We start from the raw sequence: 23,841 nt of genomic DNA, 5'->3' as shown, positions 1-23,841 counted from the left end.
GGAAGTGCAGACATGGCATTAAAACTTCTAAAAAAACTGCTATTTGACCGCCCTCTAAAGAACGGCGTTATCTTAAATCATCAATACAAAATCGAAGAGTGCCTCGGTATGGGAGGCTACGGTTTGGTTTATTTGTGCACCGATATCCTAACTCAAACACCTTATGTCTTAAAACAGCTTCGGCCGACAAAAGCGAAAAAGGAAAAAGAGAAAGTCCGATTCCAACAGGAAATAAAACTGCTCAATAGCATTCACCACCCGCAAATTCCGGGCTTCATAGATGAGTTCATCATAGACGGACAGGCTTATTATGTCATGCAGTTCATTGAGGGAGAGAATATAGAAGAATTATTATTTTTTCGAAAACAGCCGTTCACAGAGCTTATGGCATTACAACTGATTTCGCAGCTGCTTGAGATTATAGAATACCTGCATGATCGCCTTATCTTCCACAGCGACATCAGAACGCCTAATATCATCATCAATGACGGCAGGCTCTGCCTCATCGATTTCGGCCTTGCCAAACAATTGACTCCTGAAGAAATGGAGGAAATAAAGGTACGAAAACAGGATGACTTCTTCGATCTCGGAGAAACGCTGTTATTCCTGCTGTACTCTCAATATAAAGGAAAAAAGAAGAAAAACGGCACTTGGCTGGAGGAATTAACACTGACAAAGGAAGTAACCTTGCTGCTGAAAAGATTATTGGGCATTGAGGAAGAGTATCAGCACACCGCTTCCATTCGCGAGGATCTAAACCGGGCCATTCAATCGGTCACATAAAAAAACCCTTGTCCCAAAAGCGGAACAAGAACTTTTTTGGATTAACTGCTGCTGTAGCTCCGGCGTTTGTAACGATGACTGCCGCCATAACGGTCGTAGTGTCTTCTTTTGCCCGAGCTGCTGTAGCTGCGATAATGTCTGCGCCGGCTGCTGCTGTAATGCCGGTGTCTGCGATATCGGTCACTAGAACTGCTTGAGAGGTACTTAATCGTTTTGATGATTTTTTTAAACATATGCTGTTCACCCCATTTCTTTCTCCCTATTATATAAATTTTATAGGAGAAAGAAAAACATCAGCGGGGTCACTCTTTTGAAAACAAGAACCCCGTTCCGCTATCATTTGTATGCAGCTCATAAGTAATCGCAAGCAGCCTGCATGTATCCTCAATAATCTTTAACCCAAGTCCCTCACTGCTCTCATTCCGATCAAATCCAATACCGTCATCACGAATAAAAACATTGTCATGTTCAATCGTGACTTCCATCTTTTCAGCTTTTGAATGCTTTAACGTATTTTGAAAAATATTATCAAACAGCCTTTGCATCCATAACGCGTTGCTCATCCATATCACATCTTGATCTGCCGCCTTATAGTGCAGCTCAATCCCACTCATACTGTATAAATAATCCCACTTTTTCACCGCTGTTTCTAATAGCTCGTTTAGACGCACTTCTTCATTTACAATATAAGAGCTTTCCAGCGTCTCAGCGGAATATAGATTGAATTCATTGGTTAATTCCGAGATATATTCGATTTGCTGATACAATGATTCGAATACAGCCTGACCATGACATTGGTCTTCCAAATAAAATAACTGCAGCCTGAGAGCCGTTAAAGGTGTATTAATGTCATGCCGCAGTTTTTGCAAAAGCTCCTTTTTGATTTCCTCTTGCTGTCTCAGCTCCAGTTCACGATATGTCGTCCGTTCAATTAACAAATTGACCGACTTGATCAGTTCCCCGATTTCATCAGCACGCTTCACTTCAATTTTATCGGGCACCCTTTGATCACTCGCCAAATGCCGAATGGTTTGATTTAATAGATTGATTTTATGCAACAGAGAATGAATCGACTTTGAAAATAAAAAAGCTAACAATAAGAGTGATATCAAAAATACAACGATCATTGCCGGGTACGCAAACGACCTGTGAAAGGGCATACCATGATTCATCGGTTTAAACATGCTGTCATAAATCACCGACATCAAAACACTTACCGCCAGCAATAGCATTGGAACACTAATGACGGCCGTAAACAATAACAACTGATATTTTGTCTTAAGCTTCATTTCTTCACAACGGTATTCAGCCGATACCCTTCTCCATATATATTTTCAATCATCTCACCCGCTTGATCATTGATTTTAGCTCTAATTTTTTTAATATGCACATTGACAATATTCGGGTTTCTATCTTCGAGTTGCCATAGATATTCAAAGAAATGTTCCTTTGTCAGGATACTGTCTCTATTTTCATATAAATAAAAGAAAATTTTCCGCTCAATCGCAGTAAATAATACCTCATCATGCAGGCTTTCATTGAACACTTTTTTCGTTACCGCATCAATATACAAATGTTTGATTTGCGTAAAGGTCCCATAATGATGCTCAAGCATATTCCGCATTCTTAATAGCAGCTCTCTCGGATCAAAGGGCTTTACCATATAATCCTCGCCGATCTGTAAACCTTGAAGCTTGCTGTCCATATCATTACGGGCCGAAAGAAAAATTACCGGAATGCCCAGCCCCAGCTCTTTGATTTTTGCAGACATTTGATACCCGTCTTCACCCGGCAGCATCACATCCATAATGACCAAATCCACCTTCTGAATCACCGAAAGCACATCCGCTCCATCTGTTTTCCATATCACACGATATCCCTCACGCTGCAAAATCTTTTGCAGCAATTCACCAATCATCACATCGTCTTCCACGATTAAAATATGATATCCCTTCATCCTAGCGAACCTTTCTCATAAACTCCATGGACAGTTTATATATTTGATCAGGCTGATATAAATAAATACTGTGTGTTCCCCTCAGTTCCTTTATATCGGCAGTATTGAATTGAGCCGCAAACGCTTCATAGTCTTTTCGGTTTTGTATAGCATACTTTGAATGTCTATTTTGGTCAGAGACCGCATCTAAAATCAAGACGGGAGTTTCCTTTGGTGCCGGCAGATTCACAGATTTGCTGCCGTTTTGGTAAGACTGTAAAAGCTCATGCTCCATATCTGCATTAAAAAATTGCTTAAAGTTAATGGCTTTATAGATTTCTTTTTCTTCATCAGTTAAAAACGACTGCCGAATCACCTCAGGATTATATACAGCGGAAGGCATAAACCGATGAAAACCAATCGAGGTTAACAGGTGGAACCCTCTCACTTTCAATCTGTCAACTCCGCTCAATTTATACGTGACGTACTGCTGGGGCAATCCAATATCCATCGCAATAATGGCCTTGATTTCCTTAGGATATTTCTGTGCCCAATACATCGCTTCAATCCCGGATATCGAATGAGGCATTAAAATATAAGGAGGCTTATTTCCGCTTTTCATAAGCGCTTTCCTCGTCTGTTCCAATACCGTATCAATATCTCTGTCATCGTGAGACACTTCACTGTATCCATAACCTGCCCGATCTACAACAGCAATCTTATTTTCTTTTGAAAACTTGCTGTACAGCCCCTTCATTTCATAAGCAGGCGCAGCAATCCCCGAACCGGACATAAACACAAACGTATCCTTCCCGCTTCCCTCTTGATACACATTCATCTTTTTACCGTCAACATCGACTACTGTGCCTTTACCTTTCAGCAGTGCCGCCTCCTTATTTAGCTGGAAATGGTGATAAATAAATACCGAGACGGATACAAGCAAAACCAAAGCAGCCAAGCTGACAAAAACAATTTTTAGGACTTTCCATAATGTTTTCATATGATGCTCCTTTCACGTGATACTGAAAGGATACAATATGAAAATAAATTTCTGATTAACTTTGGAACAGTTTTATTTTCACATTTAACTTTGCCCTTACGGAAAGGTGTACATTTGGAGCATAGCAGAACATTTGATGAATTTACCTACTAATAAAAAAATATTTCATTAAAAAACCTTCCTGCTTATAGGAAGGACCGTTTCATCATAATATTCAACCGTTTGTCGCACATACAAGACGGAAAATTTCACAAGCCTGCAATCTTTTTTAACATCTTATCCCAACCAACATCTCCCATCGTTTTAGTAATGATCTGACCGTATTGACTTAATAGACAAAAGCTGGGGATGCCTTGTACGTGACAAGTTGTGACGATCTCATAGTTTTGGTCTAATACAATCGGAATAGCTAGTCCCCTATCAAGAGCATACGTCAAGACAACCTCCATAGATTTCTCTTCTTCTATATAGGGGACATGTACTCCGATTACTTTCACATTCATATCCTTTATATCTTGAAGGACTTTGTCTGTTAATTGGTGACAGTTTGGACAGCTCATTGACCAAAAATAAAGAAGAAGATATGTGTCACTTGGAAATGTAAAATCATTCTGTGATTGATTCAACCATGGTAAATGACTTGGCCATTCAGTCAACATTTGTTCATCTTTCATCCTTTCAGTCCTCCTTATCTTTCAGCTGAAAAGCAATCAGCTTTCCTAACGCCTCTTCAGCCGCAAACGGAGCAACTATTCCTGAAGGATGTTCATGCTCGTATTTTAGACATTTATACATCTTAGGTTCAATGCAAGACGGATCAATCCATGCAATACACCAAGATGCCCAAAAGCACGATTGCCCTTCACTTTCTTGAGCGATTTTGATGACAAAGGGCAGACTGGGCTTCCCGATTCTCATTAATGAAATCGCCGCTGCCATTCTTGTATCTTCGGCATGACTTTTTAATAAACATGATAGCTCCTCCGCTGCTTCACTCGCGTCTTCCCCAAACTCACCTAAAACAGCTGCAGCAATATTACACAAAGAGCCTTCCTCTTTTAAGGCCTCAACCAAAACTGGTATTGCATCTTTTCCCGATTTCTTTAGCTCACCTATCGCTTGAACAATTGTGATCTCATTTGTATTCGCTAAATTCTGAACAGATAACGACAATTTATCACCATTTGAATTCATAAAAGAGCCCCTCTCCTCGTTTTAAAACAATAACTCTACATAACCACTATCTGAAACGATAAAACAGGCACCAACTTAGGCTCCCTATGCAGACGACCACCACTAATGTATACCAGTCAGCAGTCAATAAATGAATGACATACAAACAAATGCCGCTCAGGCCTAATGCCATAAAAAATGACTTGTAGTATTGAGGCAATGAAAGCTTAATATCGTTTCGGTTTGTATGGGTAAAAGCAAAAAGCCTTATTGTCATGAACCATATATATATCCCTAAGCCATATATATACCAATAAACTAAATTCCCAACTGCCATAAAAGTAATAGAAACACAGTAAAGAATATACAACCAGACTGTATTCGTCAGCTCTAGAATAATGATTTTTTTCCAAAGGGCACCGGGGAATAAATGAAGGGTGCCTGATTGAGAATGTCTGACAATTCCTGAATAATAGGAACTTAACATGACTGCCGAGACGATAAGAAAGAAAAGAAGATAAAACCATTCTGGATACATGAAAATGACGACATAAAAGACGCCACTGAGCATGACCGTATGAATGCTATGAAAAAATAAATATTTTTTAAAAAGCAACAGTTCCAACCACAGAAAAGACCAAATGCCATTTAGACCTTGCAAGCCCCACCAAGTCGTTTTTGGTTTCTGTATAATTTGACCTGAACCAAATTGACGTTCTTGAAATTCCTCCCAGAATTCAGCTTCTTTCACCAACGATTCCTTCATTTCTACCTGACGGCTCGTAAAAGCAATTGTCATAAAAGAGACTGTGATAATCCCAATAAATACAACCACATACAACGGTGACAATGTATCAAACACTAATCCAACGCCACTAATAAAACGGGCAATGCTCTCCCATATCCCAGATGAATGTTGGAGAAAGAAGAAGCGATAAAGACATATGGAGTAAATGCCTAACATTAGAAGAAAGACTAAAACGTATACCCTTTTCATTTTCTTCACTGTTCTGGCACAAGAGACCGACATCAACCACACTTCAGCGATAAAAAAGAGCCCTACAAAAATTATGGATCGGCCTAATAAATTGATATGATCACCAGACAGAAGCACAATTAATACATCACCGAATATGGCTGAGATGATCCAAAGCAACGCCTTCCAAGTGACGCTGAAAAATAAAACACTATACACAACTTTTGAAAAAGATGTGGCAGTGCCATAAAGCCATATAATATCTGCCATTTGACTTGGTAATCGATTTGAAAAAAGTCCAAATGCCGTATAAAGGATAAAAACACCTGTAAGTACCCAACCAGCAATACTCATATCCCATGTCGTAGATCTAGAAACAAAACTTACTTGAAATCCGATGGCCCCAACAAAAAGGAGCATGATCAAAAAAGGCATTTTTTTTTCCTGACCTTGACTTACAAAACGCCTTTTTGACTGAAGCCATAAAAAAGAAATGATATTATTCATCTGACCATTCCCCTAGAAGACGAATCACTTCTTTTCTCCATTCCGCTTGTTCTTCGAATTGAGGAACATACAAATCCTGCATGAGTTTGCCGTCTCTAATTAATATCACCCTGTCTGCTGTCTCTATAACAAACTCTAGACTATGAGTTGATACAAATGCTGAACACCCTTGATCGGTTTTAGTTTTTAACCAGTTAGAGAGCCACTGTTTTGATGGGATATCAAGGCCCACAGTCGGTTCGTCTAATATATACAGCAAAGCGTCTTGAACAATCGCCCCCGCCAGGACAACCCGCTGCTTTTGGCCTCTTGACAGCTGACCACACAATTGGTTTGCTTTCTCCTCCAAGTGCACTTCCTTCAATGCATGATAAACCCTTTCTTTTACATCTTTTTTACCTGGATGATATCCTCTTGCCCTAAACTGAATATGTTCAGCAGCAGTTAAAGCGGGATACAAATATGGCTGATCAGGAATAAGCGCGACTTTTTTTTGAACATTTATATCTCCTGGAGGAGAACCCTCAATGAGGATATCTCCTTTATCCGGCTTATAGAGACCTGTCAAACATCGAATTGTCGTTGTTTTTCCAGCTCCATTTGGCCCCAATAGCGCCACGATTTCTCCTCGTTGAATTGAGAAAGACAAATGTTCAACCCCATCACCATTTCGATAGCATTTGCTTAAATTTTGTACTTGCATCAATTGCATCAAATCTTCTCCTAATCATTAGAGTGAAGTATGCTTTGGCTGATCATGATGCATATGTTTCTGAAGCTTGAACTGCCACAGCGGCATACAGACGAGTACTAAATTATGAATGAAATGAGCTACTAATACACAAATAAAACCAAATTTGATGAAGAGAACTCCCAGAAAGCAACCGAATATAAATAGATGCAGCCAACGTATCCACCTTGGGTCATATCCAGTTACTTGGTGCATCACCGCCCATAAAAAGGAAGATACAATAATGGAGATGAGGATATTTCCACTCATCCACCAAATGACTGGAATCATTAATAGCCGATAGATGACCTCTTCTCCAATTGAACTTTGTATGCTCATATTCAATCCTTGCCTAAAGGTAAAACCTGATAGAAAGACAGTTCGGTTAGAAAGCTCAGGTGAAATTCGTAAATATTGCTTTTTCTCCAATAAGTTAAACAGCAGAGAAGTCACTCCTAAACTAATGAGCCCTGCTCCTATTCCATAGAAAATCTGAACTATTGGTTGTTCAAGCGTTTTCCATCCAAAATCACCAGCAAGCGCATTTCCTGCCAATGAACATATAAATACTACAAATCCTGTTAATAATCCTGTAAGAAGTGTAGACAAAATACCTAATAAACTGACCGTTTTGACACTCATTCTTGCATCATAAGCATTTACAATTGTTAATTGAATATCTTCTTTCAGCGTCAATGACTGGCATATTATAATCAACAAACCCAGAACAAGACTGAAGATTATGCTTGTTTGCACATCCATAAATACAAGGATGAGAATCGCAAGGATCATCGCTAAAGCTGAACCCAGCATACCAGATACTCCGAATGTCGATTCCACTTGTTCATCTCGAATGACTTTACTCATTTGATCTGTTAGTATTTCTTGTTCAGTACCAATATAAGAAATTCGGCCGCCCTGTAATTCAACAGTCACTTTGAGCCGAATATCTCCCGCTTCCGCTATGTACCAATAAGTACTGACCTCGCGAAAATCCTCCTCTTTTTTACCAGTACCAGTCATATTTGCTCTAGACCAAAGTCCATCAGGTGAAGCCATTAACCTCTGCTTGAGTGTCTCTGGAGAAACTTGTTCAAACTTCCCCGAAAGGGTTTTTTTCGGAACATCCGCATAAAAAAAAGTGATTTCTCGATTGGCATTGACACCAACTACAAATGATTGATTCTGGTGAACGAAACGGACTCTCCATGATTCGACCAACCCAACATCATATAAAACCTTTCTATTTTTCTTAAGTATGCCTAAGTGATGAAGTTTATTTACTGTATCGTGGTCATACCAATATACTGAATAAAAATCCCAGTTCTCTACATCTATCCCAACAAACTCTTTTATAAATTGAATGCTTATTTCTTTTGCCTCATCTTTGCTTAAGAGTAGTGAAGCAATTGTTGGGGGTTTGAATTTAATAAATAACAGTAATCCAACAACTGCTAAAATACTCCAGAACACCAATGATAGACTATTCATTCCTGAATCCCTGCCTTGACTTCTTTTTGAAAAGGTAAGTCCGGTTCAGATAGCTCAATTTTCCCTATACATTTGCAATTTTTTGCTTCACATTTTAACTGAAGCAAACGAGCAGGTGAACCAATGTCAGCCATGCTATCTTCTAAAATATGCCCTAGCGGCAAATCTTCTAATTGGCAAGGAGTTACGTATCCATCTGCTCTTATATACCAAGCAAGATATCCTGGTGTACAAAAATCTGTTGTGAACGAACTCTCTTCGTGCTCCCAATCAATTATGTTCAGGCGATCTCCCCATTTATGACGTGCTTCCCTAAGCTGTATTTGAACCATTTCTTCAAAATCAATATCCAAAGCCTTAAAGCCTTCTGTCGCACGTCCAACAGATAACGTTTTTCCTGCACGAAAGATAAAAGCACCCGCATTGGCACATTGCTCCACCACATCTGATACTTCATCAGCATTGGACTCATTAATGGTCATAGCGACAATCACTGGAATGTTTGCTTCTGATAATTTTTTAATGGTATTCATACTTTCTTTAAAGCCGCCTTTTCTGCCTCTTAATTGGTCATGTGTATTATCCATACCATCAATACTAATCTGTACAGAAACATTGCCTAAGTGACTAAGTAATTCAACTTCTTCATCTCGCCAGTTCAATCCATTACTAAATACATTCACATTGGTAAACAACGAACTTGCAACAACGACTAATTCTTTAAACCCTTTGATCAGCTTTGCTTCACCCCCGGTCAGCGTAATATCAGCAACTCCATGGGCTGCTAGCTTTTGCATAACCAATATCCATTGTTCACTAGATAATTCCTCAGGATATGGTTTACCTGAGCTGGCATAGCAAAACGAACAGCTTAAATTACAAGCATTTGTCAACTGTAAGGTACAACTAATAGGTAAATATGAATCTAGCGAACCCGAAACGTGTAAAGGCTGATCTAACAGCCCTTCCGTCCAAGCCTCCGTAAATGGATGGGCACTAAGCTCTTCTTTTAATTGGTCAGCACTCATCTCTTCTTTTTTCATAATCTCCCAAATACGTGCCGTTTTATGAAGATTTTTGTTTTTTGATAACAGAAACGCCAACTGTGCTCCACGTCCACTGAGTCTGAAATAAAACATACTTTTTCTATCAATCATTACAGCACCATGAGGCTGTAAATGAACCGCTAACTCTGGCAAATCAAAATCTTTAACACGATCATATGACATATAAAATCCCCCTTAAGAGAAAATAAGGAGTATAAGCAAATACGCTCAACTCCCTATTCTCAAATGTTAAATAGCTCTCATAGCAGGATGCGGAAGTGCACAAACACGTGTCATAGCAATACTCTTCGAGGCCCAACAGCCCATGCAGCCAGCAGCTTTCACAATCGAAGTACCTCCCGGCTTCATAAGTCCTTTTTTACTCACAGATTCCCATTCTTTTTGGTTTCTTTTCATAAGTAAACCTCCTCTCAATTTTTGCATAGAGTCTATTGACATAGCTCCCATGCGATACGATAATACCAGATTGCAATTGTCGAAGTAAGGGGGATTTTGTATATTATCCTAAAAATTACATTAATTAGTATAAATAGAATATTTTAACCCTTTAAAAATAGAAAAGCTGACAAGCTATCCTCTCGAGAAAAACAGGAGCTCACCCCTAATTTTCCACTTATGTTTTGAATATTTTCTTGTTCTATAAACAAAACGTCAAAAAGACGGTCCATTATGTTATAAAAATTCTGATGCCTAATAGATTGACAAAAAATCTCTTCGAGGAAATTAAATCAAGAGATTATTTTCAAATAAACTTTAGTGATTAAGAAAGCAATGACTTTGGTTAAATGAATGAAGTCTCCTGTAATTTAAATCAAATATCTATACTAAAAACCCCTTCGGCTAAAATATCCAGAGGGGTTAAACATCTTACTCCACAGTAACACTCTTCATTACGCTGCTTATCGACATCACAACCGAGATGCAGGGCAGCATTAGTAAGCAATCAGCTGCAATCGACAACGGAAACAGAGCAAGCGCTGTGTTTACTTCCGGCAATACGAATCTGTCATCCGCATTGTCTAGGCCTTTCAGCGAGATGATGCAAGTGTTTACTCCCCAAGTGGCAACTTCCTTGACGTTTACGCGGATGTTCAGGTTTACGTTCTCTTGTGTTTCCAGTGTTCGATCAAGGCAATCGTACTGTACTTCAGCTCGCCGCGGCAAAGCCTTAAGAAATCTCATTCAGCTTCAGTGCACCTTCGACACATACAGAACGATGTCGGCCCTTGGAAGACTCATGCATGGACTGACTACGCTAAAAAAAACACCCGCTTGTATAACGAGCGGATGTTAGAACTTTCGAAATTATTGATTGATATCTTTTAGCGCTTGTTTCGGTTGCGAATTGAAAATCAGCAATGATGCAATAATTGCAATCATAACCCCTAACGCACCAACCCAGGTAATCGAGGCCAATGATACGTTTTCCACAAAAACCCCTCCTATACCTGCGCCGACCGCCATGGCGAATTGCATCATTGACTGATTCATGCTAAGCAAAACACCTGACATTTCCGGTTCTATTGTAGCCAGGTGAAATTGCTGTGTCGGACCGGTGGACCATGCGGCAAACGACCATAATATGAGAATCACCAACACTCCGATATAGGAATGAGTAACAAGTGACAGCAGAATCAGTGTGACGATATGCAACGTCATCCCGCCAACGAGTGTAAAGGGTACTCCCCATTTATCGGTGCTATATCCCCCAAACTTTGATCCAACCAAACTAGCAATTCCAAATATAAGCAAAACACCGCTAAGCAACTTGCCATTTATACCTGAGATGTTCAAGAGATACGGTGACAAATAAGTGTAAGCAACAGAATATCCCCCGAGCCAGAAGAAAGTGATTGATAATCCCATAGCAACTTTCCGTTTTTTGAAAAGAGCAAGCTGTTGAAGCAAAGGCACAGGCTTATCCCCTTCAGTATACGGAAGAGTAAAGAAAATAACGACCATTGCGATCAATCCCAACAAAGCAATTGCTCCAAATACAGACTTCCAGCCTAATGCTACTGCTATCATTCTTCCAAGCGGAACACCAATGATTAAAGAAGCGGTAAATCCCATCACGACCGTAGCGATGGCACTGCCCTGCTTCCCTTCCGATGCAATCTTAGCCGCAATCGTTAATGCGGTGACAACAACCACACCTGCTCCCATCGCCATAATGATCCGCGCTGCAATAAACCATCCATAACCAGGCAGTACAAAAGCCAGGACATTACCGAACACAAACAAACCTAGGGCATACATCATCAATTTGCGTCTATCCATACTTGCTGTCAACGCCATAAGTATGGGTGTAGAAAGAGCATATACAAGTGAGAAAATGGTAATAAGCTGGCCCGCGGCAGCTAAAGTGATCCCGAGAGTATGAGCAATTTGATCCAAAATTCCGGAAATGATGTACTCTGAGGTTCCAACTAAAAAGCTGACAATGGCTAAAATATAAATTTTCCAAGTGTTAGACATAAAACATTCACTCCTTAATTATTAATAAACATATCACGAATTATCGATATGTTATTATAAAAAATAAACACATCGTAATATGTCGATATGTATGATATAAAAATAAACATCTTTTGATGTTTATTTTTATATCTCTGTTTTAAGAAAGTCAGCAAGTTTCCCAATGGCTTCTTCATCTCTTTTGTAATACGTGTACTTTCCGATTCGCTCCGCCTTAATTAGGCCGGCTCTTAAAAGGATGGTAAGATATTGAGAAGCTGTCGATTGCGTCATTTTCAATTTGTCTGTTATTTGACTGACACATACCCCGATTGTGTTCATATCAATCCCTTCATGGGGTGCAAAATGACGATCGGGCTCCTTCAGCCATTGTAAAATTTGCAGCCTTGATTCATTTGATAAGGCTTTGAATACTTCAATTGGTTCCATATCGATTATTATATCGTTATATTTCGATATGTCAATCCGTTTTTTGGATATATTTAATTAAAGGTTTATCTCTGACTAATTCCGTGAAATGAAACTGAAGACAGCATATCAATTTTGTTCACCGCTTAAATTTATCATCAAGCTTTACGAAATTGGTCTCATAATCATTTCACAAAACACTTGGGTGAACCTGGAAGGTGACAAGGATGTTTTCAATTAAAATGAATTTAATATTGTTCAAGTGACTAATCACCAGCATCAAATTCATGTATTTAAAATAGATGTAAAAAAACATCCGCTCATAACAACAGCGGATGTTAGATCTTTCGACAGGAATAACAAGTCAGTGTACTATGAATTGACATCTCTTTATGTCCGCTTAGGATATGAATAAAAGTTATCAATGATACCATAATTGTAAAACAAAAGAATCGGCAGTTCTTTATGTTCAATTCACAACAAATTCCATACCGTCTTAACATTTATTTTCTTTAGATTATAAGATCTTTTCCAAATTTTTCTCTAGATCATTACATAATTTAAATACCATCACTCGTTCACCTGTCCGGGAGCTTAAATCAGTATGAAAACTTTTCACTTTTTCTCCGGTTATTTTTAAGATAATATCCTTAAGGCCTTCTATACCTGATTCAACTAACTCCGAACGAGTTTGTTTGATAGATAACATACCCTCTTTTGATCCACAAACTACATATTCGGCTGGTGTTAAAATCCCTTTTAAATTGACGATGATCATGTCCCGCAGTATATCAGTCTTAACAGATACAGACCCCCGCCCAAGATAATCCTTCTCCCATTGAGTAATGGACTTACTGATCTCTGATTCAATAGAACCCTTAGACTTTTTCATATCTAATACATCTCCTGAGCAAAAAAATTGGCATATTCTATTTGTGATTTCGTCTCATTAATATTCTCTTACAACATATCCTTCATATACACCTTCAATATCCAAATCAGTTTTACCGTTTCTTGTGACCACTATCATTTTGGATAACATATTTTCTTCCATCATAGAGTGGACATGCAAAAATCGAACATTTCCTGAATGGGTTTCCTCAACTTCTTCATAAGACTTTAGATGATAAAAATCAATTGCTTTTCTAATTAGTTTTTTCATAAATTCCATATTTTCACGATCAAACGAGTTCATGTCCTCTATTGTTTTCGTGACAAAATCAGTTAAATTAGCGCTCATACAATCTCCTTAGAACTGCTTTCTCCATATATGGGTGCGTTTAGAAGTTGAACCTGTATTTCATCGTGACAAGCAATGATCAGGTATGGCTTGACCTGTTTTAGCATCAGGACCCTCCGCGATTGAGGGTTTTCCATCCTTATGATGAACGAATAAACCTCTAACTTTAACATATGACGGCACTAGGGGATGATGTCGAATCATATCAACACTTTTTTCAATGGTGTCACTGCTATTTTCATTTAGCCATTCATCGACCGTACCACCTAAAAATTCAGGCTTGCAATTTTGAAAAAGATAATCCAATGTTTGTATTTTATCTTTCATTGTTTCAAGTTGAGTTAGTCCATTACCTGCGGAAGTCTTCTTATCTTTTGTTCCTACTACAAAAATCTCCTCAACATCTTCCTGGTAAATCGCAAAAATAACAGACCTCATGATTTCTCCATAAGGATGTGAAATACCGGCACCATAGCTTTGTATAGTCAACATATTCTCTGCAGAAGTGTTAGTCGCTTCTTGTAAAATAGGCTCCAAACCGTTTTCAATATCCGTCAAAAATAATACTTTTTTATTTTGGTTTACATTCATACAGCACACCTCTTCCTTATGTTTATCATTTTTATTTTGAATAACAAATCCATTTGATAAATGCTTAGATTCATCATTACCAGCTTTCCCAACATCCTTCTGGATCAAGACTAGCCAGTCGGACCCATCCATTTTGAACTTTTTGCAGAAATGCTGAATCATTATTTAATAACCGTTCTACATATTCTCTAGGTGCTTGGATGAGTATCAATAAACGAAGAGGAGAATGATAGGCCTCGTGATCTGATTCCATGACGGATTGCCAAGGCAGTCCGGCTAACAAATCGCTTGCATTCCCCTGCATAACGCCGAGACCTGCAGTAACGGTTTGAGTTGCTTTATTTCCGCTGCCATAATAATGAGGTGCTACCGTTGATGCGTAATATTGTAAATTAATCCATTGGGCTACAGTTCCAGGTCCTGCAATAATATTTGCTAGGAGTTCACCGCTTTCATCCTGCTTCCAATCATAATTATGGAGAAAGGCTCTGCCTTCCAAATCACAATCCTGAGTTAGTTCACGTTTACCGATAATAAAAGCGGCATTACGAGCCAGTCCCCATTCCGGACGTATCTCACTCCAATCTTCCGCAAATCGGTTTGCCTCAGCCTTCGGATTTTTTAGCTTCGATTGGAAATTCGGTAATTGGGCTAGACGTTCTGCGTTTACATGATGTCTCACTTTCGGCATAACGGCTTCAATTTGTTCAAATGCTTCTTGTGCAGCTTCGGAAAGCTCTGGTACATAAAGCCAATGTAATTCATCTACTGTTGTATTATGTTCAGCTGCTGCAAAAACCGTATCCTCAGGAATTTTAATTCCTTCAGCTAAAAGAGCTTCTCGTACCTCTGATAGATTACATAAAGCAGCTAAAACTCTTGCATTGAATCCACCGGCCGCTCCACCGCAGGCACCACAATCAAGGGCTGCAGAATAAGGATTATTAGTGCTTTGACTGCCATGCCCGCAAATTACGACCAATGGTGCGATGTTCTCTGTTAACCCCATCATTTTTAATGCTTGGCGAGCATAGTTCACTTTTTCTTCATCAGTAAAACCCACAGGTATTTCTGCCTCTGTAGCATCATGATGAAGCGAGAGTTTTGTATCAGGTTTGCGTAACCAAGCCTCACGGAGATTACGAATGAAACGACCCGCCTTTCTTGGCACAAAGCTACGGGCTGCCATTTGCAGAGTAAGCCAAGGTCCGCTTAGCTCAGGCAGTAGTAAGCTCGAAAGCGCATTCTGCTTCATCGTTTTAAAGGTATGGCTTAAAGAATGAATTGCTTGCTTCCGTTGATTGTATTTTTTGAATACATCCTCATCTGCGAACTCTTTTATTTTATATTGCGGTTTTTGTATGATCGGCAAGGAAGCATGACTGTGTTTACTGCCAAGTTCACAAGTTGCAATTGGCACCCCGAAGAAACCAGCAATACCAATCGTTTCAAACGGACCTTCTTTTTCTAGTTGACGACGAAAAGGTTCTGATCGTACATCGATGCAGAATGCTAATTGAGCTAATGCAGATTTTTCACCGCCGGTTTCACGTTGTTTCGAGATGATCTTCTGGCTTAATCGATCAGTGTACGTTTGTTCCCAAGCTTCTAACCAAAGTTTCTTGCGAAGTTTCTCATCAAAGCTGTAGGCAAATGATAAATATTCGTTTTGTTCAATGGCCGTCATCTGTGACCATTCTTCTAATGTATGCCCACCCCAATGAATCCAAGCTGCTATAAGGGGAGCAATTGAAATTGTTTTCTTAGATCGTTCATTCAAAGGTAAGTATGGCTTTATAAGAGCCCACTCCATGGATATTCGAACCGCTAAGTATTCTGTTAGGAGTGCATGTTCGTGGCTCGATTGCTGGGAGCGCCAAAGCATCATCCCTGCCCATCCAGGTAATGAAAGTAAATGACCTTCAAGATAAGTCTGGATTTCTGACTCTGGGATTTCTAGTGCGAATAAGGCTTCCTGTAAAGCCAAATGTGCCTCTTTCGGCCAACCTTTTAACCTTTCTCGCTGCTTTTTACTAAGTGCTGGATCATATTGAATGAGATGCTGCCAAGCACGATAGAAACCTTCCTCACGATTAGGCATTGTCCAGCCTGCTTGAGAGTCATCAAGATATAATTTACTCCATTTAATGACATGATGATCTAGTATATTGACTAGCCTTTCACCATCTTGATTCTCTATATACGAACTTAGTGGCTGCATAAACACATTCTCGATATGATCCAATCCACTACATTCACCTACTAATTTCTCCAGCTCATGTGATGATAAAAGGTCGGAAGGCAGGGGATCTAACTTTAATGCAGCATGACAAAATCGCTCTGCCACGTCCCGTGGAATGTGATAGGAATGTGAATCAAGCCAACGCTGCAGCCCCATTTCCACAAAATCTTCATCAATCTCACCTTTATTCTTTGCTGAACGGATCATAGACGCACTAGGGTATATATCAACATCACGAGTGTTTTTCAACCAACTTGCAACCTGATCAAAAGGTTGGTTTTCAAGTCCCATCCACGGATTACGTGCAGCAAATGTAGAAATAGGCCAAAGTGGCGCAATCACTCGGCTGGCAGATGTAATGAAAACGTTAAGATCCCTTTCTTGAACATCAATATCTGTATCTATCTTGTTTACATTATCTTTCGTTAATACGGATGTAATGCCCATCTCAGATTAGCTCCTTATGAAATATATTGTTTAAGGTAGTCTGGGTGACTCTCTACTGACTTTGGTTTTGCTTCACCTAATCGAACTAACCAAAGATAGAGTACCGCGAAAAAAACGGAAGAACGATGACGAGCAACCCACGTACCTAAAGCACTGCCAAATAGTAAGAGACATACGACAATCATGACAGCTGACATTGGAGGTTGAACACTTTGAAAAATGGTTGTATGCAGCCACTTATAGAAAAGGTGATGAATGATAAAATATACGAGGGCTGCTCCTCCTAAAACAGTTAAGCCGACAATTCGGCCAATTCGGCCCTCTCCAAAAGCGACAAGCTGATTCCAAGAAACGGACAATGACCACCCTAAGATCAGCGCACTAATGAATTGAGATCCCTCTCCAGGAGCAGCGAGCCAAAAAGCAACACCTATAACTAAGGATAAAATCCGACCAGCCATGATCCATAAATAGGATGTTCTTTCATTAGTGCGAGCCGATACTTCATGACGCCCTACTGCTGAACCAGCTTGTAGAAACAACGTAGCTTTGAATAAACCATGTAAAATAAGATGAATAATGGCTGCTATATAGGCGCCTAATGCACACTGAATGAGCATAAACCCCATTTGTCCAATCGTGGAGCCTACTAACTGGCGTTTATAATCAACCTGAACTAAACTAATTCCAGTTCCAATCAATACAGAAATGCTAGCAAGCAGAAGTAAGATAATCGAAGCGATACCACCATGAAATAGAGGTGAAAATCGAGTTAGTATTATTCCTCCAGCATTTACTAAACCTGCATGCATAATTGCAGAAACTGGGGTGGGAGCAACAATAGACTCAACCAACCATCTTTGGAACGGCCATTGAGCTGCAGGAATGATCACCGCCAGTACAATCAATAGCTGAATCCCTGTTCTCTCCCATTCTCCCAGCCCAGCTAAACTTTCATTTGTTACAACCAATGATAGCTGCCATTGACCTGTGGCATGAAAAAGCCACATCATCGCAAAAAACAAAGAAAACCAACTTAACAAAAATAACCGGCCAGAAATTTTGGCTGCTTCACTAGCCACTTGCCAAGCACTGTTTAACCTAATAAGTAAGGTTAATCCAACAAGAGTCGCTCCCCAAAATAGAACCATCAAGCGGAGATCACCACTTAACCATGTCATTGAAGCAGCTCCTGTTGTGAAAGTAAAAAGCGTAAAATATTTTCGATAAGATCGATCCCCCATTAAGTAACGTACAGAAAAACGCTGAATGATGAATCCAATTGCAAGAACAAAGAAAGTCATTAAACAAGCTAAGGAATCTAAGTGCCAAGGGCCAACATTTCCACTCACACCACTATTGGCAAGAATCAGTAAGGAAACCAAAAGTGGTAAAGCCAAGATCCCAATATGAATGCGAACAAAACTCAAGGGTACTCGCGGATGTAAAAACAATAGTCCACTAATCCCAGAAGCCATAAGCATAATAAAAAATAATGTTAATAATGATGACAAACTCAGCGAAACTAACATTCTAAATTCTCCCTTTTTTAAAACTCATTATTGGTCAAAAGACCTTTCAATCAGATCATATTTGTCTATTATTTATTTCAATTTTTATTTATCTCTATTTTTTTCCAACAAAAAAGCCGACAACTTCAAAATTTCAATGATTATGTTAGATCATTGAATCCTGAAAATTGTCGGCTTCACTTCAACTAACTTCAGCGAAGTTTTTTGAAGTGCTACCTTATTATTGGTCTTTACTTTATGCTATGTTTTCATTTCCTTTAATATAGTCCTGATTATCAAATAAATCGACTATGTTCTCTTCCTTTTTTATTAGGATACTTTTTCATCCTATCAATATTTAAAATTAAATATGAAAAGAATGCTAAAGGCCTACATATTTTAAAAGGAAAAATAAACATCTGCATCGATTTATTAAGTTACGTATAAGATATGCTAAATTTTAAAAGTTGTCAAGTTTATCAGTAAACTGGTCTTTACTTTCCTCTAAAAGAATCCAACCCATTATAGATGATTCACTTTCAATGAGGAACATCCATTTCAGATGAAGCTCGCTTTTCCAGATCGAGGAGCAGTGTCTTCATTTCAAATCCGCCCCGATAGCCAGTTAATGAGCCATTCTTTCCTATTACACGATGGCACGGTACAGTAATTAATACCGGATTAGCCCCAATAGCCGCACCTACAGCACGAACAGCTGCTGGTTTATTTATATCATTTGCAATGTCGGAATAGGATTTCGTCTGTCCATAAGGAATTTCACAAAGTGCATTCCAGACGGCTATCTGAAATTGCGTACCGGCGTACTCAACTGGAACAGTAAAGTTTTTCCGCTTTCCTTCTAGATATTGAGTGATTTCAACAGCATAGGGTTCAAGCTTATCATCATCTTCAACAAGAAGACTTCCTGGAAAGCGTTTCTTAGCCCATTCGAACAATTCCTCGATTGGTTTGTTCTGTGAACCTACAAACACAAGCCCCTTTAAAGTTGAAGCAATATAAAAATTCCAATTCTTGAACATTAGTAAAGACCAATAAAGGGTTGGTTTATTTGTTTCCATTGTACGTTTCCTCCATTTTACTCATTTGACGAAATTGTGCTGGTGTCTGTCCAGTTTTCTTTTTAAATAAAGTAATAAAATAAGGCGCGTTAGCTATACCCACACATATAGCGATATCTCCAATCGATTTATTTGTCTGAATCAAATACTTTTTAGCCGCGTGTACTCTAACTTGTTGTATATACTCAACCAGCGTAATGCCTTTAATCTTTTTAAATGTTCGATGCATATGATACGGACTCCCATGACAAATATCTGCTAACGATTCTAGCGTTAATTTTTCTGTGAAATTTTTATCAATGTATTCAGTAATTAAATCAACCCACTCGCTATCAGGCATTTTTTCATTAGTGGGCTTGCAACGTTTACAAGGGCGAAAATTTGCGCGGAGAGCTTGTTCTGCGTTTGGAAAAATGCATACATTTTCTTTTTTCGGAACGCGAGATTTACAGGATGGTTTACAGAATATCCCTGTCGATTTAACAGCGTAGAAAAATTGATTATTGTACGCTGCATCATTATTTATAATTGCTTGCCACTTTTCATCTGTTATCATTTCTACATCATTCGAAATTCTATGATCATGGCTCTCTTTATGTCCGTTATTGATACTATCCGGCATTTATCTCACCTCTCCTTACATGGCTCATCTAATTCATTTTGAATTGAATCCCAATTTAAATTTTCGACACGCGTTTTTTATATCTTGGGCCATTTTTATCTACTCCCGTTTAGCATTCTTGATAACTACACTATAACCTCATAAATAGAAAAAAATAAGATGGTTAGAATGTAATAGCAAGATAACAAAATGAGTAAAGATGATTATGTGATAAACTAATTTCAACCAGCGTGAGTTTTCTTATAATTATTTAAGATAAGGAGAATGAAAAAGTGGCATGGCATGAAGTCAATGATGTTATTGTCATTACATTACCTGAAATTTTCGACATGAATGCGAACCTAGGCTACCTAACCAGGGAAAAAAATGAATGCATGTATGAAATAGAGAACAATATCATTACAAAAGTTATAGCCATTGGGGAAATTCGGTCCTTAGTGCAGGTAAGCGTAATCAATAATAAACAAATGATTGTTCAATTCCTAAACGATTCTAGACCTGTTGAGCAGTGGAAACGGGAAGAGATTGTAAAATATATTCATGAATGGTTTGATCTTGATAACGATTTAACTCCATTTTATGAAATGGCAAAAGCAGATCCATTACTTAAAATGCCTGCCCGAAAATTTTATGGGTTGCGAGTGATCGGCATTCCCGATTTATTTGAAGCTTTATGTTGGGGAGTTTTAGGGCAACAAATTAACTTAGCCTTCGCGTACTCCTTAAAGAAGCAATTTGTAGAAGCATTTGGCGATTCTATTGAATGGAATGGTAAAAAGTATTGGGTGTTCCCACCGTACGAGCGAATTGCACGGTTAACCCCTACCGACCTGGCAGATATTAAAATGACGGTGAAAAAAAGTGAATATATCATTGGAATAGCCAGATTAATGGCAAGTGGAGAATTATCGAGGGAAAAATTAATGAAAATGAACTTTAAAGATGCTGAAAAAAACTTAATTAAAATACGAGGAATCGGTCCTTGGACAGCCAATTATGTTCTAATGCGCTGCCTTAGGTTCCCGACAGCTTTTCCAATCGATGATGTGGGTCTTATTCATTCGATAAAAATATTACGTAATATGAACCGAAAGCCTACGAAAGATGAAATCTTAGAAATATCGGTTCCATGGAAAGAATGGCAATCATACGCTACCTTTTATTTATGGCGTGTCCTTTACTGAATCATTTCAACTTAAACCGGAATGTACTCAATAAAAAAAGAATGAGCTTTAAAACCTAAGGCCCACAAGTACATTGTAAGTGCGACTTCTAGAATTCTTTTGCCTTTATTAATTGACAATAAAAAAACACGTTATCATTCCAATAGGCTCTCCGGTTTTCGGATTTCTAGCATGCTTTATTCCAACTGCTATCAAAAGCGTATCATAATGAGGAACTGCTCTCTTATATCTGTATTAACATTAGAAAACTCAGTTAGGCAAAAGTTTTAATGCCTTTTAACCTGATTGACCGACCTAATGAGGAAACATCTTAAATCTATAGCCATGGCCGATAGATAGTCGAGTCCTGTACCATCACCTTCTTTAATCCATTTTTCCACTGTAGACGTTCTTTCTCTTTTGGACATAAAAACACCCCTTTAGATAATCTTATCCAAAGGGGTTAAACATTTATTACTCCACAGTAACACTCTTCGCAAGGTTACGCGGTTTATCAACATCACAGCCGCGATGCAGTGCAGCATAGTAAGCGATCAGCTGCAATGGAACAACAGATACCAACGGAGCAAGCGCTGGGTTTACTTCCGGCAGTACGAATCTGTCATCCGCATCGTCTAGGCCTTTCAGTGAGATGATGCATGTGTTTGCTCCGCGAGCAGCAACTTCTTTGACGTTTCCGCGGATGCTTAGGTTTACGTGCTCTTGAGTTGCCAGTGCGAATACTGGTGTTCCTTGTTCGATCAAGGCAATCGTTCCGTGCTTTAGCTCACCGCCGGCAAAACCTTCTGCCTGGATGTAAGAAATCTCTTTCAGCTTCAGTGCGCCTTCGACACATACGAAGTAGTCAAGGCCGCGTCCGATGAAGAAAGCATTTCTGGATACAGTCAGGTATTCACGGGCGATCATTTCCATTTCGTCTTTCTGGTCGCATAGAGCTTCCATTGCGTTTGCAGCGATACCGAGTTCTTTGACGAGGTCAAATCCGATATCGATGCCGTTTTTGTCAGCAGCCACAGAAGCAAGAACCGCAAGAACTGCAATTTGTGCAGTGTATGCTTTCGTTGACGCAACAGCGATCTCAGGGCCTGCATGAAGCAGCAATGTATAGTCAGCTTCACGAGAAAGCGTTGATCCAGGTACGTTTGTGATTGTCAGGGCTTTGTGTCCGAGTGCTTTGACTTGAACGAGAACCGCGCGGCTGTCTGCTGTTTCTCCGCTTTGAGAAAGGAAAATGAAGAGCGGTTTCTTAGACAGAAGCGGCATGTTGTAGGAGAATTCACTCGCTACATGCACTTCAACCGGCACGTTTGCCCACATTTCAATATATTGTTTACCGACAAGTCCTGCATGGTAGCTTGTTCCGCAGCCAATGATATAGATGCGGTCCGCTTCCGCTACAGCGGCAGCGATATCGCCAGGCACAGACAGCTTGCCGTTTTCATCTTGATACGTTTGGATGATTTTGCGCATAACAACAGGCTGCTCATCCGTTTCTTTCAACATGTAGTGAGGGTACGTGCCTTTTTCGATATCACTGGCATCAAGCTCAGCAATATAAGACGCACGTGTAATCACGTCACCATCAAGGTTTTTGATGACAACTTGGTCATCAGTGACGATAACCATTTCTTTATCCATCAGCTCAACATATTCGTTGGTTACTTGAAGCATCGCCATTGCATCAGATGCTACGACGTTGAATGTATCTCCAAGACCTACTAATAGAGGGCTTTTGTTTTTCGCTACAAAAATCGTTTCTCTGTTGTCGTTATCGAATAAAGCAATTGCATAAGAGCCTTTTAACAGTGTAAGTGTTTTACGGAACGCTTCTTCTGTCTCAAGTCCTCCATTGACGAATTGCTCGATTACTTGAACGACTACTTCTGTATCGGTGTCACTTTTGAGCTCTACATCTTGCAAATACTCTTGCTTCAGCTGAACATAGTTCTCGATCACGCCGTTATGAACAAGTGTAAAGCGGCCCAGTGCGCTTTGATGCGGGTGAGCGTTCAGATAGCTTGGTTCGCCGTGTGTAGCCCAGCGAGTATGCCCAATTCCGGCTTTCGCCTCTACATTGGCATCCACAACTTCACGAAGATCTGCAATGCGTCCTTTTTCTTTGAACACATGGATTCCCTGTTCGTTGGCAACAGCAATACCAGCAGAGTCATAACCGCGATACTCAAGCTTCTCTAACCCTTTTAATAAAATTTCCTTCGCATCAAGCTGACCGATATAACCTACGATTCCACACATATTTTTCTTCCTCCTAAGATTGTAAAAGGAGACGAAGAAAGTCAAATTTCAAGGGGACTTTCAATCGTCCCCTCCTACATGTTTTTTGGAAGATCATGTGATTTCTCTTTGTTCAAGGAG

General features: G+C 39.4%; 23 protein-coding genes and 2 pseudogenes. 2 read left to right on the top strand and 23 right to left on the bottom strand.

The window, feature by feature from the left end; genetic code table 11:
- Window positions 1-12 precede the first annotated feature (12 nt).
- Window positions 13-783, top strand: a complete 771-nt coding sequence (locus MHB62_RS01265; RefSeq protein WP_017694962.1) for a protein kinase domain-containing protein — start codon at window positions 13-15, stop codon at window positions 781-783.
- Here the strand turns inward: MHB62_RS01265 and MHB62_RS01260 are convergent.
- From MHB62_RS01260 to adaA, 21 genes and pseudogenes are all read right to left on the bottom strand, one after another.
- A pseudogene (locus tag MHB62_RS01260) lies at window positions 768-1,027 on the bottom strand (hypothetical protein). The gene MHB62_RS01265 and the pseudogene MHB62_RS01260 overlap by 16 nt on opposite strands.
- A gap of 58 nt (window positions 1,028-1,085) precedes the next feature.
- The gene (gene ybdK / locus MHB62_RS01255; RefSeq protein WP_017694961.1) at window positions 1,086-2,072 is read right to left on the bottom strand and encodes a two-component system sensor histidine kinase YbdK; all 987 of its coding nucleotides are present in this window, start codon (window positions 2,070-2,072) and stop codon (window positions 1,086-1,088) included.
- Window positions 2,069-2,740 carry a two-component system response regulator YbdJ gene (gene ybdJ, locus MHB62_RS01250; RefSeq protein ID WP_015252948.1) on the bottom strand — a complete coding sequence of 224 codons (672 nt, stop codon included), beginning with the start codon at window positions 2,738-2,740 and terminating at the stop codon, window positions 2,069-2,071. Before ybdJ ends, ybdK begins: the two co-directional genes overlap by 4 nt.
- A gap of 1 nt (window position 2,741) precedes the next feature.
- Window positions 2,742-3,719 carry an alpha/beta hydrolase gene (locus MHB62_RS01245; protein ID WP_015715154.1) on the bottom strand — a complete coding sequence of 326 codons (978 nt, stop codon included), beginning with the start codon at window positions 3,717-3,719 and terminating at the stop codon, window positions 2,742-2,744.
- Window positions 3,720-3,967: 248 nt separating this feature from the next.
- Entirely contained in the window at window positions 3,968-4,393 is a 426-nt protein-coding gene (skfH, locus tag MHB62_RS01240) for a sporulation killing factor biosynthesis/export protein SkfH (RefSeq protein ID WP_003246390.1), read from the bottom strand.
- A 4-nt stretch (window positions 4,394-4,397) separates the two neighbouring features.
- A complete protein-coding gene (skfG, locus tag MHB62_RS01235; RefSeq protein ID WP_003234897.1) occupies window positions 4,398-4,913 on the bottom strand; it encodes a sporulation killing factor biosynthesis/export protein SkfG in 516 nt (171 codons plus the stop codon).
- A gap of 46 nt (window positions 4,914-4,959) precedes the next feature.
- Entirely contained in the window at window positions 4,960-6,375 is a 1,416-nt protein-coding gene (gene skfF, locus MHB62_RS01230; RefSeq protein ID WP_003234898.1) for a sporulation killing factor system integral membrane protein, read from the bottom strand.
- Window positions 6,368-7,087 (bottom strand): sporulation killing factor ABC transporter ATP-binding protein SkfE, encoded by a 720-nt coding sequence (gene skfE / locus MHB62_RS01225; RefSeq protein ID WP_003234899.1) that lies wholly within the window; start codon window positions 7,085-7,087, stop codon window positions 6,368-6,370. Before skfE ends, skfF begins: the two co-directional genes overlap by 8 nt.
- A gap of 18 nt (window positions 7,088-7,105) precedes the next feature.
- The gene (skfC, locus tag MHB62_RS01220) at window positions 7,106-8,596 is read right to left on the bottom strand and encodes a sporulation killing factor biosynthesis protein SkfC (RefSeq protein WP_032722868.1); all 1,491 of its coding nucleotides are present in this window, start codon (window positions 8,594-8,596) and stop codon (window positions 7,106-7,108) included.
- Complete coding sequence (skfB, locus tag MHB62_RS01215) at window positions 8,593-9,825, bottom strand: sporulation killing factor system radical SAM maturase (protein WP_003234902.1); 1,233 nt, start codon at window positions 9,823-9,825, stop codon at window positions 8,593-8,595. The genes skfC and skfB overlap by 4 nt, the downstream gene beginning before the upstream one ends.
- A gap of 66 nt (window positions 9,826-9,891) precedes the next feature.
- On the bottom strand, window positions 9,892-10,059 hold the full coding sequence (skfA, locus tag MHB62_RS01210; protein ID WP_009966416.1) for a sporulation killing factor: 168 nt from the start codon (window positions 10,057-10,059) through the stop codon (window positions 9,892-9,894).
- 415 nt (window positions 10,060-10,474) lie between these two features.
- Window positions 10,475-10,891: pseudogene (locus tag MHB62_RS01205) on the bottom strand (hypothetical protein); the annotation flags it as partial.
- A gap of 77 nt (window positions 10,892-10,968) precedes the next feature.
- A complete protein-coding gene (locus tag MHB62_RS01200; RefSeq protein WP_003234904.1) occupies window positions 10,969-12,141 on the bottom strand; it encodes an MFS transporter in 1,173 nt (390 codons plus the stop codon).
- Window positions 12,142-12,267: 126 nt separating this feature from the next.
- Window positions 12,268-12,570 carry a helix-turn-helix transcriptional regulator gene (locus MHB62_RS01195; protein WP_003234907.1) on the bottom strand — a complete coding sequence of 101 codons (303 nt, stop codon included), beginning with the start codon at window positions 12,568-12,570 and terminating at the stop codon, window positions 12,268-12,270.
- A 496-nt stretch (window positions 12,571-13,066) separates the two neighbouring features.
- A complete protein-coding gene (locus MHB62_RS01190) occupies window positions 13,067-13,441 on the bottom strand; it encodes a DUF2294 domain-containing protein (RefSeq protein WP_003246482.1) in 375 nt (124 codons plus the stop codon).
- A gap of 57 nt (window positions 13,442-13,498) precedes the next feature.
- Complete coding sequence (locus tag MHB62_RS01185) at window positions 13,499-13,789, bottom strand: DUF6407 family protein (RefSeq protein WP_017694954.1); 291 nt, start codon at window positions 13,787-13,789, stop codon at window positions 13,499-13,501.
- A 60-nt stretch (window positions 13,790-13,849) separates the two neighbouring features.
- Window positions 13,850-14,380, bottom strand: a complete 531-nt coding sequence (locus MHB62_RS01180; protein ID WP_017694953.1) for a carbonic anhydrase — start codon at window positions 14,378-14,380, stop codon at window positions 13,850-13,852.
- A 76-nt stretch (window positions 14,381-14,456) separates the two neighbouring features.
- Complete coding sequence (locus MHB62_RS01175; protein WP_029726933.1) at window positions 14,457-17,069, bottom strand: DUF2309 domain-containing protein; 2,613 nt, start codon at window positions 17,067-17,069, stop codon at window positions 14,457-14,459.
- Between the two features lie 14 nt (window positions 17,070-17,083).
- The gene (locus MHB62_RS01170) at window positions 17,084-18,601 is read right to left on the bottom strand and encodes an NADH dehydrogenase subunit 5 (RefSeq protein ID WP_029726932.1); all 1,518 of its coding nucleotides are present in this window, start codon (window positions 18,599-18,601) and stop codon (window positions 17,084-17,086) included.
- Between the two features lie 518 nt (window positions 18,602-19,119).
- Window positions 19,120-19,659, bottom strand: coding sequence for a methylated-DNA--[protein]-cysteine S-methyltransferase (adaB, locus tag MHB62_RS01165; RefSeq protein ID WP_032722867.1), 540 nt, complete (start codon window positions 19,657-19,659; stop codon window positions 19,120-19,122).
- Window positions 19,646-20,281 (bottom strand): bifunctional transcriptional activator/DNA repair enzyme AdaA, encoded by a 636-nt coding sequence (adaA, locus tag MHB62_RS01160; protein ID WP_032722866.1) that lies wholly within the window; start codon window positions 20,279-20,281, stop codon window positions 19,646-19,648. The genes adaB and adaA overlap by 14 nt, the downstream gene beginning before the upstream one ends.
- A 272-nt stretch (window positions 20,282-20,553) precedes the next feature.
- Between adaA and alkA the strand changes: the two genes are divergently transcribed.
- Window positions 20,554-21,465 (top strand): DNA-3-methyladenine glycosidase II, encoded by a 912-nt coding sequence (gene alkA / locus MHB62_RS01155; protein WP_032722864.1) that lies wholly within the window; start codon window positions 20,554-20,556, stop codon window positions 21,463-21,465.
- 266 nt (window positions 21,466-21,731) lie between these two features.
- Here alkA and MHB62_RS01150 read toward each other — a convergent pair whose 3' ends face one another.
- Complete coding sequence (locus MHB62_RS01150; RefSeq protein WP_017694947.1) at window positions 21,732-21,872, bottom strand: hypothetical protein; 141 nt, start codon at window positions 21,870-21,872, stop codon at window positions 21,732-21,734.
- Window positions 21,873-21,918: 46 nt separating this feature from the next.
- Entirely contained in the window at window positions 21,919-23,721 is a 1,803-nt protein-coding gene (gene glmS / locus MHB62_RS01145; RefSeq protein ID WP_015252962.1) for a glutamine--fructose-6-phosphate transaminase (isomerizing), read from the bottom strand.
- Window positions 23,722-23,841: the final 120 nt, after the last annotated feature.

Origin of the sequence: Bacillus sp. FSL K6-0255 (genome assembly GCF_045040725.1) — a bacterium.
Taxonomy (GTDB): Bacteria; Bacillota; Bacilli; order Bacillales; family Bacillaceae; genus Bacillus; species Bacillus subtilis.
The sequence above is the reverse complement of the archived record's forward strand: the minus strand, read 5'-3'. Positions and strand labels throughout refer to the sequence as shown.

Excerpts from the sequence above, each read along its gene's own strand:
- MHB62_RS01185 (WP_017694954.1), bottom strand. The coding sequence starts at position 13,789 with ATGAGCGCTAATTTAACTGATTTTGTCACGAAAACAATAGAGGACATG.
- MHB62_RS01245 (WP_015715154.1), bottom strand. The coding sequence starts at position 3,719 with ATGAAAACATTATGGAAAGTCCTAAAAATTGTTTTTGTCAGCTTGGCT.
- ybdJ (WP_015252948.1), bottom strand. The coding sequence starts at position 2,740 with ATGAAGGGATATCATATTTTAATCGTGGAAGACGATGTGATGATTGGT.
- skfB (WP_003234902.1), bottom strand. The coding sequence starts at position 9,825 with ATGTCATATGATCGTGTTAAAGATTTTGATTTGCCAGAGTTAGCGGTT.
- MHB62_RS01150 (WP_017694947.1), bottom strand. The coding sequence starts at position 21,872 with ATGTCCAAAAGAGAAAGAACGTCTACAGTGGAAAAATGGATTAAAGAA.
- skfE (WP_003234899.1), bottom strand. The coding sequence starts at position 7,087 with ATGCAATTGATGCAAGTACAAAATTTAAGCAAATGCTATCGAAATGGT.
- ybdK (WP_017694961.1), bottom strand. The coding sequence starts at position 2,072 with ATGAAGCTTAAGACAAAATATCAGTTGTTATTGTTTACGGCCGTCATT.
- glmS (WP_015252962.1), bottom strand. The coding sequence starts at position 23,721 with ATGTGTGGAATCGTAGGTTATATCGGTCAGCTTGATGCGAAGGAAATT.
- skfH (WP_003246390.1), bottom strand. The coding sequence starts at position 4,393 with ATGAAAGATGAACAAATGTTGACTGAATGGCCAAGTCATTTACCATGG.
- MHB62_RS01190 (WP_003246482.1), bottom strand. The coding sequence starts at position 13,441 with ATGAAAAAGTCTAAGGGTTCTATTGAATCAGAGATCAGTAAGTCCATT.
- MHB62_RS01170 (WP_029726932.1), bottom strand. The coding sequence starts at position 18,601 with ATGTTAGTTTCGCTGAGTTTGTCATCATTATTAACATTATTTTTTATT.
- adaB (WP_032722867.1), bottom strand. The coding sequence starts at position 19,659 with ATGGAAACAAATAAACCAACCCTTTATTGGTCTTTACTAATGTTCAAG.
- adaA (WP_032722866.1), bottom strand. The coding sequence starts at position 20,281 with ATGCCGGATAGTATCAATAACGGACATAAAGAGAGCCATGATCATAGA.
- skfA (WP_009966416.1), bottom strand. The coding sequence starts at position 10,059 with ATGAAAAGAAACCAAAAAGAATGGGAATCTGTGAGTAAAAAAGGACTT.
- MHB62_RS01200 (WP_003234904.1), bottom strand. The coding sequence starts at position 12,141 with ATGTCTAACACTTGGAAAATTTATATTTTAGCCATTGTCAGCTTTTTA.
- MHB62_RS01180 (WP_017694953.1), bottom strand. The coding sequence starts at position 14,380 with ATGAATGTAAACCAAAATAAAAAAGTATTATTTTTGACGGATATTGAA.
- skfG (WP_003234897.1), bottom strand. The coding sequence starts at position 4,913 with ATGAATTCAAATGGTGATAAATTGTCGTTATCTGTTCAGAATTTAGCG.
- MHB62_RS01195 (WP_003234907.1), bottom strand. The coding sequence starts at position 12,570 with ATGGAACCAATTGAAGTATTCAAAGCCTTATCAAATGAATCAAGGCTG.
- skfC (WP_032722868.1), bottom strand. The coding sequence starts at position 8,596 with ATGAATAGTCTATCATTGGTGTTCTGGAGTATTTTAGCAGTTGTTGGA.
- MHB62_RS01265 (WP_017694962.1), top strand. The coding sequence starts at position 13 with ATGGCATTAAAACTTCTAAAAAAACTGCTATTTGACCGCCCTCTAAAG.
- MHB62_RS01175 (WP_029726933.1), bottom strand. The coding sequence starts at position 17,069 with ATGGGCATTACATCCGTATTAACGAAAGATAATGTAAACAAGATAGAT.
- skfF (WP_003234898.1), bottom strand. The coding sequence starts at position 6,375 with ATGAATAATATCATTTCTTTTTTATGGCTTCAGTCAAAAAGGCGTTTT.